General features: G+C 69.5%; 11 protein-coding genes and 1 pseudogene. 2 read left to right on the forward strand and 10 right to left on the reverse strand.

The genetic code is table 11. The annotated features are described in order from the left end of the window. Nucleotides 1-2 precede the first annotated feature (2 nt). Together ACWDBB_RS13150 and ACWDBB_RS13155 are read right to left on the reverse strand one after the other, a co-directional pair. The gene (locus ACWDBB_RS13150) at nucleotides 3-1703 is read right to left on the reverse strand and encodes a terminase large subunit (protein WP_449789647.1); all 1701 of its coding nucleotides are present in this window, start codon (nucleotides 1701-1703) and stop codon (nucleotides 3-5) included. Beyond that, nucleotides 1684-2157, reverse strand: coding sequence for a P27 family phage terminase small subunit (locus ACWDBB_RS13155; protein ID WP_449789736.1), 474 nt, complete (start codon nucleotides 2155-2157; stop codon nucleotides 1684-1686). Before ACWDBB_RS13155 ends, ACWDBB_RS13150 begins: the two co-directional genes overlap by 20 nt. Before the next feature lie 1164 nt (nucleotides 2158-3321). Between ACWDBB_RS13155 and ACWDBB_RS13160 the strand changes: the two genes are divergently transcribed. After that, nucleotides 3322-3576, forward strand: coding sequence for a hypothetical protein (locus ACWDBB_RS13160; protein WP_350511135.1), 255 nt, complete (start codon nucleotides 3322-3324; stop codon nucleotides 3574-3576). Nucleotides 3577-3587: 11 nt separating this feature from the next. Here ACWDBB_RS13160 and ACWDBB_RS13165 read toward each other — a convergent pair whose 3' ends face one another. From ACWDBB_RS13165 to snpA (ACWDBB_RS13190), 6 genes and pseudogenes are all read right to left on the reverse strand, one after another. Continuing rightward, the gene (locus ACWDBB_RS13165; RefSeq protein WP_449789648.1) at nucleotides 3588-3974 is read right to left on the reverse strand and encodes an HNH endonuclease; all 387 of its coding nucleotides are present in this window, start codon (nucleotides 3972-3974) and stop codon (nucleotides 3588-3590) included. A gap of 497 nt (nucleotides 3975-4471) precedes the next feature. Continuing rightward, nucleotides 4472-6235, reverse strand: a complete 1764-nt coding sequence (locus ACWDBB_RS13170; RefSeq protein WP_449789649.1) for a recombinase family protein — start codon at nucleotides 6233-6235, stop codon at nucleotides 4472-4474. A gap of 69 nt (nucleotides 6236-6304) precedes the next feature. After that, nucleotides 6305-6715: pseudogene (locus ACWDBB_RS13175) on the reverse strand (alkaline phosphatase family protein); the annotation flags it as partial. Nucleotides 6716-6906: 191 nt separating this feature from the next. After that, entirely contained in the window at nucleotides 6907-7566 is a 660-nt protein-coding gene (locus ACWDBB_RS13180) for a pentapeptide repeat-containing protein (protein WP_449789650.1), read from the reverse strand. Between the two features lie 161 nt (nucleotides 7567-7727). Continuing rightward, nucleotides 7728-8354: a snapalysin gene (gene snpA / locus ACWDBB_RS13185; protein ID WP_449789651.1), complete on the reverse strand. Its 627-nt coding sequence runs from the start codon at nucleotides 8352-8354 to the stop codon at nucleotides 7728-7730. A gap of 310 nt (nucleotides 8355-8664) precedes the next feature. Further along, nucleotides 8665-9306 (reverse strand): snapalysin, encoded by a 642-nt coding sequence (gene snpA / locus ACWDBB_RS13190; RefSeq protein ID WP_449789652.1) that lies wholly within the window; start codon nucleotides 9304-9306, stop codon nucleotides 8665-8667. 302 nt (nucleotides 9307-9608) lie between these two features. Here snpA (ACWDBB_RS13190) and ACWDBB_RS13195 point away from each other — a divergent pair, with 302 nt between their 5' ends. Further along, entirely contained in the window at nucleotides 9609-10586 is a 978-nt protein-coding gene (locus ACWDBB_RS13195) for a LysR family transcriptional regulator (protein WP_449789653.1), read from the forward strand. Here the strand turns inward: ACWDBB_RS13195 and ACWDBB_RS13200 are convergent. Next, nucleotides 10583-11824, reverse strand: a complete 1242-nt coding sequence (locus ACWDBB_RS13200; protein ID WP_449789654.1) for a low temperature requirement protein A — start codon at nucleotides 11822-11824, stop codon at nucleotides 10583-10585. The genes ACWDBB_RS13195 and ACWDBB_RS13200 overlap by 4 nt on opposite strands. Nucleotides 11825-12322: 498 nt before the next feature. Then, nucleotides 12323-14029, reverse strand: a complete 1707-nt coding sequence (locus tag ACWDBB_RS13205; protein WP_449789655.1) for an ABC transporter family substrate-binding protein — start codon at nucleotides 14027-14029, stop codon at nucleotides 12323-12325. Nucleotides 14030-14304 lie beyond the last annotated feature (275 nt).

Genomic DNA, 14304 nt, shown 5'->3' on the forward strand with positions numbered 1-14304 from the left:
CGTTATGCGCTCACGGCGCGCGACTTCCGGAGCGGACGGCGGATATACCCGTCAAGCGCCATCACCGTTGCTGCAATGCCATCTATTCGGGCTGACGATTTGTCGCGGTCCGGCTTGACGGGCCTCATGTTGTCGTTTCCATCCCGATACACCTCGACCACGGACGCATTCCATCGCAGCACCGGATTACCACCGTGCTGTATTCGGCCCTCGCGGAGCAGCCTTTCCAGTTCCTTGCAGCCCGGAGACATTCCTAGGTAGGTCTGTGCAACCGGCACCAGGTCGACACCGCGGGTCTTCGATTCGACACGCTGCACCAGCTGACCTGCGAACATGCGGTCGTAGCTAATGCGCTGCATATCCAGCCGGCGGCAGTCTTCGACCACCTGCCGCTCAATGGCGGTGTAGTCGATTGCGTCGCCCTCGGTGAGGGTGAGCAACCCCTGATTAACCCACTGACCGAGCGGCACCTGTAGCTGTTGTTCCAGCTCGGGCAACCGTTCCTCGGGCAACCAAAAACGGGCGATCAACTCCAGCTCGACGCCGGGCCGCTTGGACTCAACCGCCATAACCCACGCGGACAGGTCCGAGACTGCGGAAAGATCGATCCCACCCCACGCCCGACGGCGCCGAAACGCTTTCTCGTCCACGGCTCCGGCATTCGCGTCCCACAGTGTGAGAGGCAGCCAGCGCGAGGACGACCGCATACGCATGTTGAGCGACAGTCGGCAGAACGTGGGATAGTAGCTCGGGGTCGACTTCGCTTTAGCGGCCTCACGGCGCATGTAGGCGAGGCTCGGACTTACCCCGAGGCCCGGATTAGCCTTCCGCCAAGTCTCCTCCGCGAAAGGATCATCCCCGGGCTCTGCGGCCCAGATAACCCCGTAGTGACCGGGGTCGGAAACTACCCCGTCCGCAATCCTTCGGGTGTAGGTGTGTTTCTCATCGTAAATACTGCCTTCGATCCCCTCGTCGGCAGTGGTAATGAAAACAACTAGCGGTTGATCTCGGGCACCCGTACCGGTCTCGATAGCGTCGACCAGGTCTCGTCTTTTATGGACGTGTACCTCATCGACAATCGCCCCGGAAACGTTCAGGCCATGCGCAGTCTCCGCAATTTTACTGAGAGCACGGAATAGCCCGCCGGTCCGGGGCACGCGAATGAGTCCGCGCAGGACTTCCACCCGCCCCCGGATAGCTCGGGAAGTGAGCGCCATTCGCTTAGCGTCGTCAAACACGCGCTCTGCCTGTGGAAGGCTTCCCGCGGCGGCGTAGACCTCGGCACCAATCTCGCGGTCAGCGAGCAGCAGCACCAGGCCGATACCCGAACTCAGCGTCGACTTACCCGCCTTACGGGGCACCTCGATCCACGCTGTCCGGATAACTCGGACAGGACGACCAATTTCCGGATCGTCCCACAGCCACCCGAAGAGGGGAGCAATGATCCATACTTTTTGCCACGGGGCGAGCCGGAGCCGACTGCCACCCCATCGGCCCTTTGTGTGCCGCATGCTCTCGATTGCGGCGATAGCCCGTCGGGCTGCCGGAACCGAGAAGTAGGCGCCGGGTTGCTGGTGTTGCTGGTTAGCCACGACCAGGGGCCGGGATTCAAGTGCCTCGGCTATCTCGTCCTCGGTGAGCCCGAGTTCGAGCAGCGCGTCACGGGGAACGGGCAGGGGTGTGTCAGTCGAAGATCCCGTCATCGTCGCCCCCGGTTTCCGGCGGGGTGATCCTGGTCGCGGACGCCGGGCTGAGCCCGAGTTCGCCCACCAGGGCCCGCAGATGAGACCGGTAGCCGGTCACGATCGTGGTCCACGGGTTCTTCACCCGCCCTCGCTCGGTCTCGACCACAAGACCTTCGCGGCTCAACTCCCGCTCGCCCTGCCAGATTCGGGCGGCGGTCACACAGAAGTCGGTGGCCACCTCACGCTGTGAGTCGACCAAGCCGGCGGACACCACCAGCGCCGGAACAACCCGGGCCCATACGCCCGCGGCGAACTGCCGCACGTCCTCGGCCTGGTCGCCGGGCAACAGCTCGAACCAGTCCGGTTCGATCGGGTCGACGGGCTCGAACCGGGCGCCTTCGGTGTGCCTATCCGCCCTGAACGTCCCCTCGCGGAGCGCCGTAAGGTGTGGCTTAGGCTTCCGCCCTGACATGGACACGATTAGTCACCCCACAAGAATGGTTGCATTAGCCATCTGATTTTTTTGCCTCCCTGCCGGTCAGGGGCAGGAGGGGAGGGGGTCACCCCCCTGGGTAAAAGCGCAGGTCAGAAGCCTGTAATCGGTTTGACCCGCTCGGCAGCCCATCCACCCGGCTGGTGGGAGGCGGTCTCCTTGTTGTGACACTGCGTGCACAACGGCCGAAGCCGGCTCCACGCGTCCGGGTCTTCGACACCTCGGGCGAGCAGCGAACGGCGCGACTCCGGGTGGTGGTCGGCGACCACGGCGGCCCGTCCGCACAGCAGACACCAGGGGTGCGCGTAGATGTAGGCTCGCCGGACCCGGGCCCAACGGCGGGAGTCGTATCCGCGCTCTGCCGCACTGCCTCGCTGCTGCTCTGCCTCGCGCTGGTGCTGCGGACAGCGACCACCTCTGGCTGTCAGCTCGGGGCATCCGGGGACGGAGCACGGGGGTCGGGGTCTTCGGGGCATAGGGGCACCTCCGGTCGAGCGTCCAGGAAGGCGCCTAGGCGAGAGCAGGTAGAATCGGTCTCTCAGTCGACAAGGGGGTGACATGAAGTCTGGGTATCGAATCGAAGTGGCACGTCTTTGGGGAAAAACCCGCTTCGACTATGAACCTGTCCCTCTGAGGGATTTCTTGCGTTACACCGAAAGCCCTTCCGAAGTCGAGCGTCGGCTTGCAGAGTTGCTGTCCCAACATGACATTGGGAAGACGGCCGCGTCCTTTCAGTGGTTTACAGGCAGCAATGACCCAACAGGTGAACAACTCTGCTCCGCGCGTGAGCGCGTTCGGGAATCAGCAAAAGCCATGCAGCGAGCCGAGAACACTAATGCCCGCCGCGCAGCCGCAAGAGACTTTCTCGCTGCGGTAGCGGAGCTAGTCCTCTGCCTTCTGTGCTTCCTGGTGCGGGCCCTGCTGACGCTCATGTCCCGGTCCCTCGGCCGGACCAGCGCCAATCACACTCTGGTATGGCAACCCGAGCCAATCGAAGAGTCACCACAGATCACACCCCGCGGCCCGAACACCGCCCTCCCCGTGAGTTGTTACCGGGGCGGGCGTCGTAGCAGCGCGTTGGGGAACGTCGTAGTAGCTGCGTAGGTGACCCGCCGACCGCTTCCGGTCGGAAGGCTCGTAGTCATGTTCAATCTCCCGGCATCGGCCCCATGGTGGGCTGCCGTAGTTGTGGTGCTGGTCGGACTCCTCATCATCGGATTCAACCGGTTCATGCGTCATTTCTGGCCGCAGAACTCTGCCGATCGGAAGGCGGTACTGCTGGAAAGGCAGCGCGAGAAGACCCGCCGCCGCAAGGAAGCGGAGAAGCAGAGGGCCCTTCGGGAGGCCCGGCGGACGCAACAACGGGACGCCGCCCGGCAGCCTGCTCCTCCATCCTGAGTAACCGCCACTCATCCAGCGAACTCCCTTGCGGTCTTCCCTCGGTGGCACTCGCGGCACAGCGCCCAAACGTTGTCGTCCGTGTCCTCGCCACCGAGGGCGAGCGGGGCCCGGTGGTCGACGTCGACCAGCTCGGCCGGGAAGTCACCGCCGCACAGCCCGCACACCGCGGAGCCCGCCCGATCAACCCGCCGTCGAAGCCGCTCCGCGCCACTGTGGCGACGGGCCACCAGGGCGAGCAGCCGCCGGCGGGCACGGACCGAGGGACGGGCTTCGTAGGCCGCGTGGTGGGCCTCGCAGCGTCCCCGGTGAGTCGGAGGCGAGGGGCAGTCGATACAGCGCACGACACCCCCTCGGTGGTCAGTTGCATCAAGCCGAAGACCACGATCTCTGTGCATCGCGCCATCTCGCGATGGTGGGGACTGCACGCGCTTACGACCCTTTCGGCCCGCCCTGGCGGACGGGGTTACTCGTGGGCGGTGCAGCCCCCGCACCCTGCCGCACGACTCCGGCGGCCACCCGGTAACGCGGGTGCGTGGTGCACGGGCAGGGTTGCTGTAGGGGCAGGCACTCAGACCGCCGGTTCCCGTCGGTGGGGTGCGCGGTAATCCCGCCCCTACTGGTGTGGAGAGCGCAACGAATTCCCGCGGCCTCGGCCGGGGTTGTTGGTCTCTCTACTGTGGTGGAGAGCGCAACGAATTCCCGGCCCGTGGGCGAGAGCTGCGCACCCTCCTACTACGGTGGAGAGCGCAAGGAATTCCCGCGGATGCCGAAGGGGTGACGGGGTGACGTTCAAGGGGTCTGTTTCAGGTTTTCTCTAGACTCGCTGTGTCATAGAAGAACTTGAAATCGACCCTTCGAACGTCACCCCGTCACCCCTCGGGCTGTCCCGCGGCTACGCGGCTAGGGCGGGCTCCGACGCTGGTGTGCCCACCGGTGCGGGCGGTACCGGGTTCTGGTCGTCCTTGGCAGTCTCCGCGACGGGCTCGGCGAGCCGGACCGACGTACGGCCCACCTGCGGGGCCTCGGGCTGCGCCTGCCGTACCTCGGGGCGGTCCTGGTCGCCTTCGACGGCGCCCGTCACCTCGGCCCCGGGGTCGTGGTCGACCTCGGCCGTGATCACCACACGGTCGGCCTTCCCGCGGCCCCACACCGGGTACAGCACCACCTTGACGCCGTACTCATCCAGCATCTCGCGGCGCCCTGCTCCGTCCGCCTCGCGCCACCGGTCGGCGACGGTCTGTCCGGTCGGTACGACGTGCCAGCCGGCGGGCCGCTCGGGCCTCTTCTTCAACTCGGCTATGTCGCTGGTGAGCTGGTGATACCTGTCCTGGTACCACGCTGCGTCGTCTTCATCCTCGTACAGCCCTGCGTCCCGGTCGTCCCGGAGCCGCTTCCGGGCCGCTTGCAGCTCGGCAATCTGGCTGGCGTAGCCGGTGCCCGGGTCGAAGACCCGTTCCATGATCTCCGCGGAGCCGTACCGTTCCAGGAACCAGGCCGCAACCCGCCCTTCGACGTCCGCAACTCCGATCGACGGGGCGGGCTTGCAGTCCTGTGCCGCGATGATTCCGAGGGACCGCCCCTCACAGCGGTAGGCGGGCACTGACCCGTTCTTCGTGCTGATCCCGCCGTTGCGCGTGATCGTCTCGTTGCAGTTCCCGCAGGTGATCCGCCCCGAGCACGTAAGGGTGCCGCTCGGTGCTCGCGAGACGCGCGCCGACGCGTCGACCACCCGCGTGGGGGCAAGCTTCTTCTTAAGGGCTTCGTGCGTCGCGCGGTTCCACAGCTCGGGCCCGATCCGGATCGGGCGCCCATCGTCGTCGAGCAAGGGGCGGCCCTTGTACATGCGGTAGCCGAGGGCGTTTTCAGACATGAGAATCTTCCGAAGGCTGTCGCCGCCCCACGGCTTGCCCTGCGGCTCACGGCCGTACATCACAGCCCGCCAGTCATCTGGGCTCAGGACTCCCGCCCGGGTCAGCCGTGCAGCCTCGGTGTACTCAGTGATCTTGCCGGTAGTGTCGGCGAGAATCCGCCGGGCAACCTCTTGGATGCTGGTCTGCGCGCCAGGCTCGAACTCGCGACCGGTGATCTTCCCGGCCTTGTCCCGAACGTTCCGGTACCCGTAGCTCGGCTTGCTATTCACCTGCCCAGCTTCGACGGCACGGGCCGTCTCGTCCTGCACCCGCTTCTTGGTCTGCCGGTGCTCCATCTGAGCGGCGAACAGCTTGAACGTGAAGTCCATTTCTTGCGCAATGTCCGTAAGGTCCCACACTCCCGCATGGTCGGCCGTGATCAGTACCCGACCCTCGGCCGTGTTGAGCTTCGCGAGCCGCAGACCTTCGTAAACGTCTCGGCCGACACGATCGACTGCGGCGGCGGCGAGTCCATCGAACGGGCCCCGTTCTCCGCGGAGCCACGGGCCGAGAGACGGCCGGGTAAATGGGTCGGTGGCACCGGACACCTCCCAGTCATCCGCCCACGCGATGATGTGTCCGCCAACGGGCTCGACAGCCTTGAGAACCTGCCTCATCTGCTTCTCGGGGCTGTTGGTGTGCCGCTTCACCCGGGAAAGTCGACGAATGCCTACCAGGCACATGCCGCACCCGTCGTACGGCGTCACCGGGGCATTCTCGGTGCCCGCAATCTTCTTTGGGGCCACGGGGCCTCACTCCTCACCACTAGTCCTAGTGCGGTGGGAGCGGGCGGTGTTCCTGTACTACGACCAGACCGACCAGCCGTGGCTGAGGTCCCCGTTGCACTGGGCCAGGCGCTCGGGGTCGGCACCGCCGGCCGGCTTGGTCTGGCTGAACTGCCACGGGTACTGCCGGCCGAACAGGCCGTTCGGCTGGTTGAAGACGCTGTAGCCGCCGGAGATCTGGATGGCGCTGCGGTCGGCGAAGCCGCGCACGCCGCGCAGCATGCCGAAGTAGTGGTCGAAGCTGCGGTTCTCCTGCATGAGGATCACCACGTGCCGCGCGTCGGTGATGGTGCCGGTCGTGCTGAGTGCGGTGGTGGCGGCGGTCGCGGCCGTGCCGCTCGGGGCGGCCCCCGCGGCACCAGTGCCGGTGCCGGCCACGGCGAGGCCCGCCGCGGCGGCACCGGACAGCGTGACGAACTTCCTTCGACTCAACTCGGCCATCAGCCCGGCCCGTCCCTTCGCTGGCGATGTTGTGTACACAAGTCGGGGCTCACTCGATCGCGCAGCAGTCTCCACCGTGCGCGAGGCGGCCCACCAGATGCGCGCGGCAGGATTGGCGGACTGTTCCTCCGGGTGTCACCGGGCGACGCCCGGCTGAACGGGCGGAGGAGGACGGACACATCCCGGGGTGTTCAGCGGTCCTTGACCTCGATCCCCAGCGCGTGGGCGAACTGCGGCGCCAGTTCCAGCAGTTGGGTGGAGCTGATGACCGCGCCCCGCAGCCCCTGGTGGCCGTCGACCAGTCCGAGCCGGACGGCCCCGCGCAGGTCGGTCCGGCTCAGCGTCGCGCCGCGCAGCCGGACCTCCTCCAGCGTGGAGCCGGGGAAGGACACGCCGGTCAGCTTCGCCTCGCCGAAGTCCACGTCGCGCAGCAGGCAGTCCTCGAAGACGACGTCCCGCAGGACGGCCGAGCGCAGGTTGACCGCCTCCAGCTTGCAGCCGCGGAACACCACCCGGCGCAGCGCCGAACCGTACCCGGCGACCCCGGCGAGCACCCCGCCGACGAAGGCGCTGTCCTGCCACTCGGAGTCGCTCAGGTCGCAGGCGACCCAGCGGCCGGCCTGCACCCAGACCTCGTTGAACCGGGCCTGGCGCAGCTTGACCCCGCTGAGCGCGACGCCGGTGAAGGCGCACTCCAGGAAGGCCGCCCCGGCGCCCGACTCGTCGCTGTGCTCGCCGCCGTCGAAGTGCGCGGTGTCGTAGCGCTCGTCGCTGTGCAGCGGCCCGCCGTGCGGGCGCAGCAGCTCGGCGTACGGAAGGTCGGCGAGCCGGTCGGGGACGGAACGGGGCATGGCGGTGGCTCCTGGCGGTCGGGGGCGGAGGGGTCTCGCCCGCATGCTCGCACGCGGCACCGACAGCCCCCGGCGGCGCACCGACGCGGCGGTGCCCCGGACCGGCCGCACCGACGCGGCCGGTCCGGGTCTCACGGCCCGGGCCGTGGGAAGGCTCCGGGTCAGCCGCGCACCCAGAGCGAGTTGACCCGGGTGCGCTCGGCGCTGTTCGGGTAGGGGTTGGTGCAGGAGGTGCCGGGGCCGCCGCCCGACATCAGCTCGCTGCACGGGCCGGAGTAGTGGTCCGGCAGGCCGAGCACGTGACCGGTCTCGTGCGCCACCACGCGTACCGAGCTGTACTGCTGGTTCTGCGCGTAGTCGAGGAAGACGTAACCGCGCCCGTGGCCGTCGGTGCTGGCGTAGGAGCCGCGGCTGTCGTTGCCCTCGTAGTAACGGAAGTCGGCGGCCGAACCGGACCGCAGCTGGACGTTGGTGACCGAACTGTTCCAGATCTGCGCGGCCTGGGATATCTGGTTGCGGAAGGACGGGGCGGAGCTGGCGTCGTAGGTGACGGTGACGGTCGCCAGACCCGGGCTGGCGGCCTGCTTGGCCTTGGCGGAGGCCATCACGGCCTGGAAGAAGGCCTGGTTGTCCGCCGCCTCCGCGGCCGAACCGGCGTACGTCGTGGCCGTGTAGCCCTGCACGGCCGGGGCGGCCGGCGCCGCGGCGGCGGCGGTGGTGGTGGGCAGGACGGCGAGGCCGGCCGCGAGGGCGAGGCCGAGGGTGGCGGACAGCACGGATCGCTTCATGTGGGGGCTCCGATTCCTGGGGTGACGTGGCCGGTTGGGGGCCGGCCACGGGGAACACCTGGTCAACGGGTGGTGTCCCCAGAGCTTCGGGCAACCCGGTGCGTGCGCGGATGATGCCAACCCGCGATAGCACGATCCAATACCCCTGCCGTGGAACGGAATTGAGTCGTCTTTTCCTCGGCTTGACTCATTCGTGCCCCTGGCATTCCGTTCCGGCGGCGGCTAGGCTCCGTGCGGGGAAGTACCCGGAGCGGCGGGCCGCCCGATTCCGGCCGGACGGCCCGCCGCGCCGAACCCGCCTGCGGGCGTGTCAGTCGCGCGCCGCCAGGCCGTTCGACCAGAGGTAGTCGACCTGGCCGCGCTCGTTGCCGTCGGGGTACGGATTGGTGCAGGACGGGCCGGGGCCGCCGCCCGACATCAGCTCGCTGCACGGGCCGGAGTAGTCGTCGGGCAGGCCGAGCACGTGACCGGTCTCGTGCGCCACCACGCGCAGCGAGCTGTACTGCTGGTTCTGCTGGTAGTCGAGGAAGACGTAGCCGTGGCCGTGCCCGTCGGTGCTGGCGTACGAGCCGCGACTGTCGCTCCCCTCGTAGTACGAGAAGTCGCCGTTGCCGCCGGTCTCCTGGAGCCGCACGTTGCGCTCCGAGCCGTTCCAGATCTGCGCAGCCCGGGATATCTGACTCGTGAAGGAGGGCGCGTTCGCGGTGTCGTAGGTGACGGTGACGGTCAGCAGCCACGGGTCGGCGGCCTGCCGGGCCTTGGCCGAGGCCATCACGGCCCGGAAGAAGGCCTGGTTGTCCGCCGCCTCCGCGGCCGGACCGGCGGACGTCGAGGGGGTGTAGCCCTGGAGGGCCGACCCGGCCGGGGCCGCTGAGGCCGCGGTGGCGGGCAGGGTCGCGAGGCCGGCCGCGAGGGCGAGGCCCAGTGCGGCGGACAGCACGGATCGATTCATGTGGGGGCTCCGGTTTCGCGGCGCGCCGGCTCGCCGGGGCCGGTGGGGCCGGGCCCGGGACGGCGCGCGATGGGGGCCGCCCCGACGGTGTGGCCGGGACGGGTTGCTGCCCACCGAGCTTCGACCCGCCCGGTGCCGTCACGGATGATGCCAACCGGCGATAGCACCGCCGCATGACCGCCCGGTTCGCCGCACGCCGGGCCGGTCGACCGGCCGGTCGGTCCGCCGACCGGCTCTTCGGCACGCCTTGAATACCTGTCATGTCCTTGGCGATACGGTGCGGCGACGTCTATGCTCCGGACGTGGAGCTCGACGTGAGACACCTCCGGGTGCTGTGCGCGATCGCCGACAGCGGCAGTCTCCGCAAGGCCGCGCTCCAGCTCGGCATGACCCAGCCCTCCCTCACCACCCAGCTGCACCGCATCGAACGGGCCATCGGCGGCACCCTGTTCACCCGCGAGCAGACCGGCAGCCGGCCCACCGCGCTCGGCCACTCGGTGCTCTCCCGGGCCCGGCCGGTGATCACCGAGATGGCCGCCCTGGTGGCCGCCGCCCGCCAGGAGGCCCGGGACTCGGCCGGGCCGGGACGGCAGCGGCGGCTGCGGATCGGCAGCGTCGGCAGCCGGGCGGTCGCGGCCTGGCTGCGCCGGGTGCACGAGCGGCTGCCGGACACCGACACCACCATCCACGTGGACGTCTCGGCCGGCGCGCTGCTGCGGATGGTCGCCGCCGACCAGCTGGACGTGGCCTTCGTGTACGAGTGCGAGGGCTTCCCGCTGCGGATGCCGCCGGACGCCGAGCACCGGGTGCTGATGGCCAGGGAACCGCAGTTCGTCGCGCTCGCCGCCGGACACCCGGCCGCCGCCCGGCCGGTCGTCCACCTGACCGACCTCGCCGAGGACACCTGGATGGTCGACCCGACCGCCGACCACGAGTACGCGGCGATGCGCCGGGTGTTCAGCGAGGCCGGGCTCAACCCCCGGGTCGTCCAGGTGCGGGACAACGCCACCGCCGCCGAGCTGGTCGCCTCCGGCGAGGCCGTCCGCCCGTGCCAGCCGACCTCGTTACCCGGCCCCGGCACGGTGGTCCGCCCGGTGCACGGAGACCCTCTGGCCGTCCGGCTGCTGTTCACCTGGCGTCCGCGGGTGCTCAGCCCGCCCGCCCTGGACGCGCTGTACGGCGAACTGCGGGCCGCCTACCTGGATCTGGCCAGGGTCAACCCGGCCTACCTGGACTGGCTGGCGGAGCACGAGCCGGTGCTGCTGGAACGCATCGGCTAGCCGGCACCCGCCCGCCGGCCCCGCGCCCACACGCCCGCCCGCCGGCTCTCCCTGCCGTGGATCAGCACGCCCACCGCCACCGTCAGCGTGCAGACCAGGCCCGCCGCGAGCACCCCGGAGCCGCCGAACGCGGTGCAGGCCAGCACCAGCGCGGCCCCCACCGGCGCGACCGCCTGGGCCGCCGCACCCCGCTTGGTGTGCCGGGAGTGCAGGAGCCAGACCGTGAGCAGGTAGAGCGCGGTGGGCACGGTGACGGTCGCGGTGGCGGCGGTGTCCGAGATGTGCGCCTGGCGCACCGCCGACTCCACCGCGACCTCCAGCCCGGTGCCGATCGCCGCCGCCGAGCCGAACACCAGGTAGTGCCCGTAGCCCCAGACCAGTGCCTGCCGGTTGGAGCGCAGATGCTCGTGGACGGACCGGGCGAAGTAGATCCACCAGGCCGAGAAGCAGATCAGCAGCCCGCCGGCCGCCACCGGCACCAGCCGGCCCAGGTCCTCGTGCTCGTCCACCGCCGACTGCACCGCGACGGTGGCCGCGGCCACCGTCTCGCCGAGCACGATCAGGGTGAACAGCCCGTACCGCTCGGCGATGTGGTGCGGGTGCCAGGAGGTCCGCATCCGCAGCTCGGCGATCACCGGCACGGCCAGCTCGCACAGCACCCCGAGCGGGATGGCGTACGGGCGGACGTCGTGCGGCAGGAACAGCGTCACCACCCAGCCGACCTGGCAGAGCGTGATCCCCGCCGCGTAGCCCAGCGCGACCCTTCGTGCCAGGCCCTGCTCGCTGGCGGCCGCGCGCAGCCACTGGGTGACCATCGCCAGCCGCATCACCACGTAGCCGGCGATCGCCAGCGTCAGGTCCTGGGTGGCGAACAGCCGCGGCACCCCGGCGGCGAGGATCAGCACCCCGGCGATCTGCACCAGCGTGGTGATCCGGTACGGCACGTCGTCGACGTCGTACGCGGAGGCGAACCAGGTGAAGTTCATCCAGGCCCACCAGATCGCGAAGAAGGCCAGCGCGTAGCCGCGCAGCCCGTCGCCGTAGTGCCCGGCCGCCAGGGCGTGGGCCAGTTCCCGCCCGGCCTGGCCGACCGCGACCACGAAGCAGAGGTCGAAGAACAGCTCCAGCGGGGTGGAGACCCGGTGCGGCTCGTGCCGGTCGCGCGGGACCATCCGGCGCACCGGCGGCGGATCGACGGGGTGGCTGTGGGGTGCCGCGGCAGCGGGGTCACTGGCCATCGGAGCTGCTCCGGAGTCGGGAAGGGGGGGCGGAAGTGCCTGTCCCGCGCATCCTGGCAGCGGTCCGGGAGGGGCGCACGCATCGGCGCGGCAGGTGTGCACGCGCGGGCACGGCGGTGTGCGCGCACGGACCAGGGGCGGGAAGCCCCCTCACAGCCGGGCCACAATGGCCAGAATGCCCCTTTTTTCCTTGCTGTCAGCCGTAGTTGACGCTCCGGTGCGCGAACCGGGTGACAGCTCGGCGGATTTCCGGGCGTGCCCCGCGCGCTGCCTCGCGGGCGGCCGGAGCGCCGCTAGATTCTTCCCCGGTTGGAAGAGCGCGGGCCCTGCCGGGCCCCACGACACGGGCGGTCTGCGGGCAACGCGGAAGGTCAAGGCGGGTGGTCGGGCAGCGGGGGCGGCAGAGCCGGTCCCCCCGCGCCCGCTCCACCGGCCTCGTGATCACCGCGCTGCTCGCCAGCGCCTGCCGTGCGGCGGCCGGGCCCGTTCGGGCGGCGGCTACTTCTCCCAGCCGACCTTGCTGTAGTCCTCCTGGGCGAGGCCGAAGGCACCGTAGTTGGCCAGCCCCTTGCGGGTCGCCACCACGGCGGGCCGCTGGTAGAGCTCCACGGTGTGGCCGAGCTCCCAGATCTTCGCGTCCGCCTGGTTGTAGAGCTTCGCCGCCTCCGCCGGGTCGACCGTCCCGGCCGCCTTCTTCAGCAGGGCGTCGATCTCCGGGGTCCCCAGTCGCGAAGGGTTGCTGAAGGTGTTGTCCCCCACCGGCAGACGGAAGTTGGCCAGGCTCTTGGAGTTCGGGAACGAGTCGGTGTTGCGCCAGCTCGCGATGTCGAACTTGCCCGGGGTGACGTACTTGGCGAAGTAGTCGTTGGCCGCCACCTTGTCCAGGTCGACCTTGACCCCCACGGCCTGCCACATCGCCGCCGCCGCGGTGGCGAGGTCGACCTGGGCCTGCTGGGTGCCGTCGCTGAGCACCCAGTGCAGCTCCAGCGGCTTGCCGTCCTTGGTGCGCGGCTGGCCGCTGCCGGACTCCTTCCACCCGGCCTCGTCCAGCAGTCGCTTGGCCGCGGCCAGGTCGAACTTCGCCCACTCGCCGGAGTTGTCCTGGTAGCCGGCCTGGTTGGGCATGATGATGTGGTTGCCGAGCGGCTTGAACTCCACCGGCACCCCGTTGTTGGCGATCTTGATCAGCGCCGAGCGGTCGAGCGCCCTGCCGAGCGCCTGCCGGACCTTCCGGTCGGCGAGCGCGCCGGTGCCGCCGAAGGAGATGTGCACCTCGTCCCACGGGCTGGCGGCCCGGATCACGGTGTCCTTGGCGTTCTTGAGCTGCCCGTACGCGGTGGCGGTGCCGGCCGAGGCGAAGTCGATCTCGTTGTTGAGGTACGCCTGGATGCTCGCGGCCTTGTCCATCACCCGGAAGGTGATCTTGTCGAGCTTGGGCCGGGTGCCCCACCAGGCCGGGTCCGGCACCAGGCTGATGGTCTGCGCGGTCTTGTCCGCCACGCCGATCTTCAGCGGGCCCGCGGTGATCGGGACCTTCTCCACCCAGCCCTTGTTGAAGTCGTCCGGGGTGGCGATGCCGGCCGCCGGGATCAGCGGGCGGAACAGGTTCTGCCAGTCCGCGTACGGCTCCGAGAAGGTGACCTTGACCTCGCTCGGGTCGGCGCCCTGCTCGACCGCGGAGATCAGCTCGTAGCCGGAGGGGTCGTAGATGTTGTACGCCGGGTCCTTGCCGTTGCCCGCCTGCCAGTCGGCCTTGAAGTCCAGGTAGCTCAGCGGCTTGCCGTCGGACCACTTGGCCTTGGGGTTCAGCCTGTACGTGACCACCTGCGGCGAGACCGAGGTGACCTTGGCCTCCACCAGGTAGTCCGGGTCCGCCTGGAAGGCGCCGGAGGCGTCGGTGCGGAAGAGCGAGGGCTCCACGGCCCGGATCAGGTTCACCGTGTCGGTGTAGGAGCCGCCGTCCACCTGGAGCGGGTTCCACTGGGTGATCCACTGGTCCAGCTGGAAGCGCACCTCCCCGCCGTCCCTGATCTGGTCCAGCGGCTTGACGTTGATGTCCTGGGAGTCCTGTCTCGGCGGCTCGCTCTTGGCCACGCCGTCGGCAGACCCTCCTCCGCCCGAGGTGCACGCGGTGACCGCGAGCGCGACGGCGACGGCGAGGCCGGCCGCCCGGCCGAGACGGCGGGCCGTACGGGAAGCGTCCATGAGGGTCCCCCTGGGATCGATGACGGGAGTTGGGGCGCGCGAGGTGTGACGGGGCTTGAGCGTGGGCAGCCAATTCGGCACCGAGCGAGCAGAACGTAACAGCCGATCAGATCCGCCACCAGGGGGAGGAGCGCACACCTGATCCAGAAGTCACGGGCGGCAACACGGCCGCAACACCGCCTCAGCGCGCCGGTGCTTCACTCTGACCTGCGCTTACCCAACCCCCTTTTGAGTCACGCCAACTGACGCCCCGACCGGGGGCCCGGACCGAAGGC

The organism is Kitasatospora sp. NPDC001095 (assembly GCF_053598615.1).

Bases quoted from the DNA above. Each gene is read 5' to 3' on its own strand.
- snpA (WP_449789651.1), bottom strand. From the start codon at position 8,354: ATGAAGCGATCCGTGCTGTCCGCCACCCTCGGCCTCGCCCTCGCGGCC.
- ACWDBB_RS13205 (WP_449789655.1), bottom strand. From the start codon at position 14,029: ATGGACGCTTCCCGTACGGCCCGCCGTCTCGGCCGGGCGGCCGGCCTC.
- ACWDBB_RS13155 (WP_449789736.1), bottom strand. From the start codon at position 2,157: ATGTCAGGGCGGAAGCCTAAGCCACACCTTACGGCGCTCCGCGAGGGG.
- ACWDBB_RS13160 (WP_350511135.1), top strand. From the start codon at position 3,322: ATGTTCAATCTCCCGGCATCGGCCCCATGGTGGGCTGCCGTAGTTGTG.
- ACWDBB_RS13165 (WP_449789648.1), bottom strand. From the start codon at position 3,974: ATGCACAGAGATCGTGGTCTTCGGCTTGATGCAACTGACCACCGAGGG.
- ACWDBB_RS13200 (WP_449789654.1), bottom strand. From the start codon at position 11,824: ATGGCCAGTGACCCCGCTGCCGCGGCACCCCACAGCCACCCCGTCGAT.
- ACWDBB_RS13150 (WP_449789647.1), bottom strand. From the start codon at position 1,703: ATGACGGGATCTTCGACTGACACACCCCTGCCCGTTCCCCGTGACGCG.
- ACWDBB_RS13180 (WP_449789650.1), bottom strand. From the start codon at position 7,566: ATGCCCCGTTCCGTCCCCGACCGGCTCGCCGACCTTCCGTACGCCGAG.
- snpA (WP_449789652.1), bottom strand. From the start codon at position 9,306: ATGAATCGATCCGTGCTGTCCGCCGCACTGGGCCTCGCCCTCGCGGCC.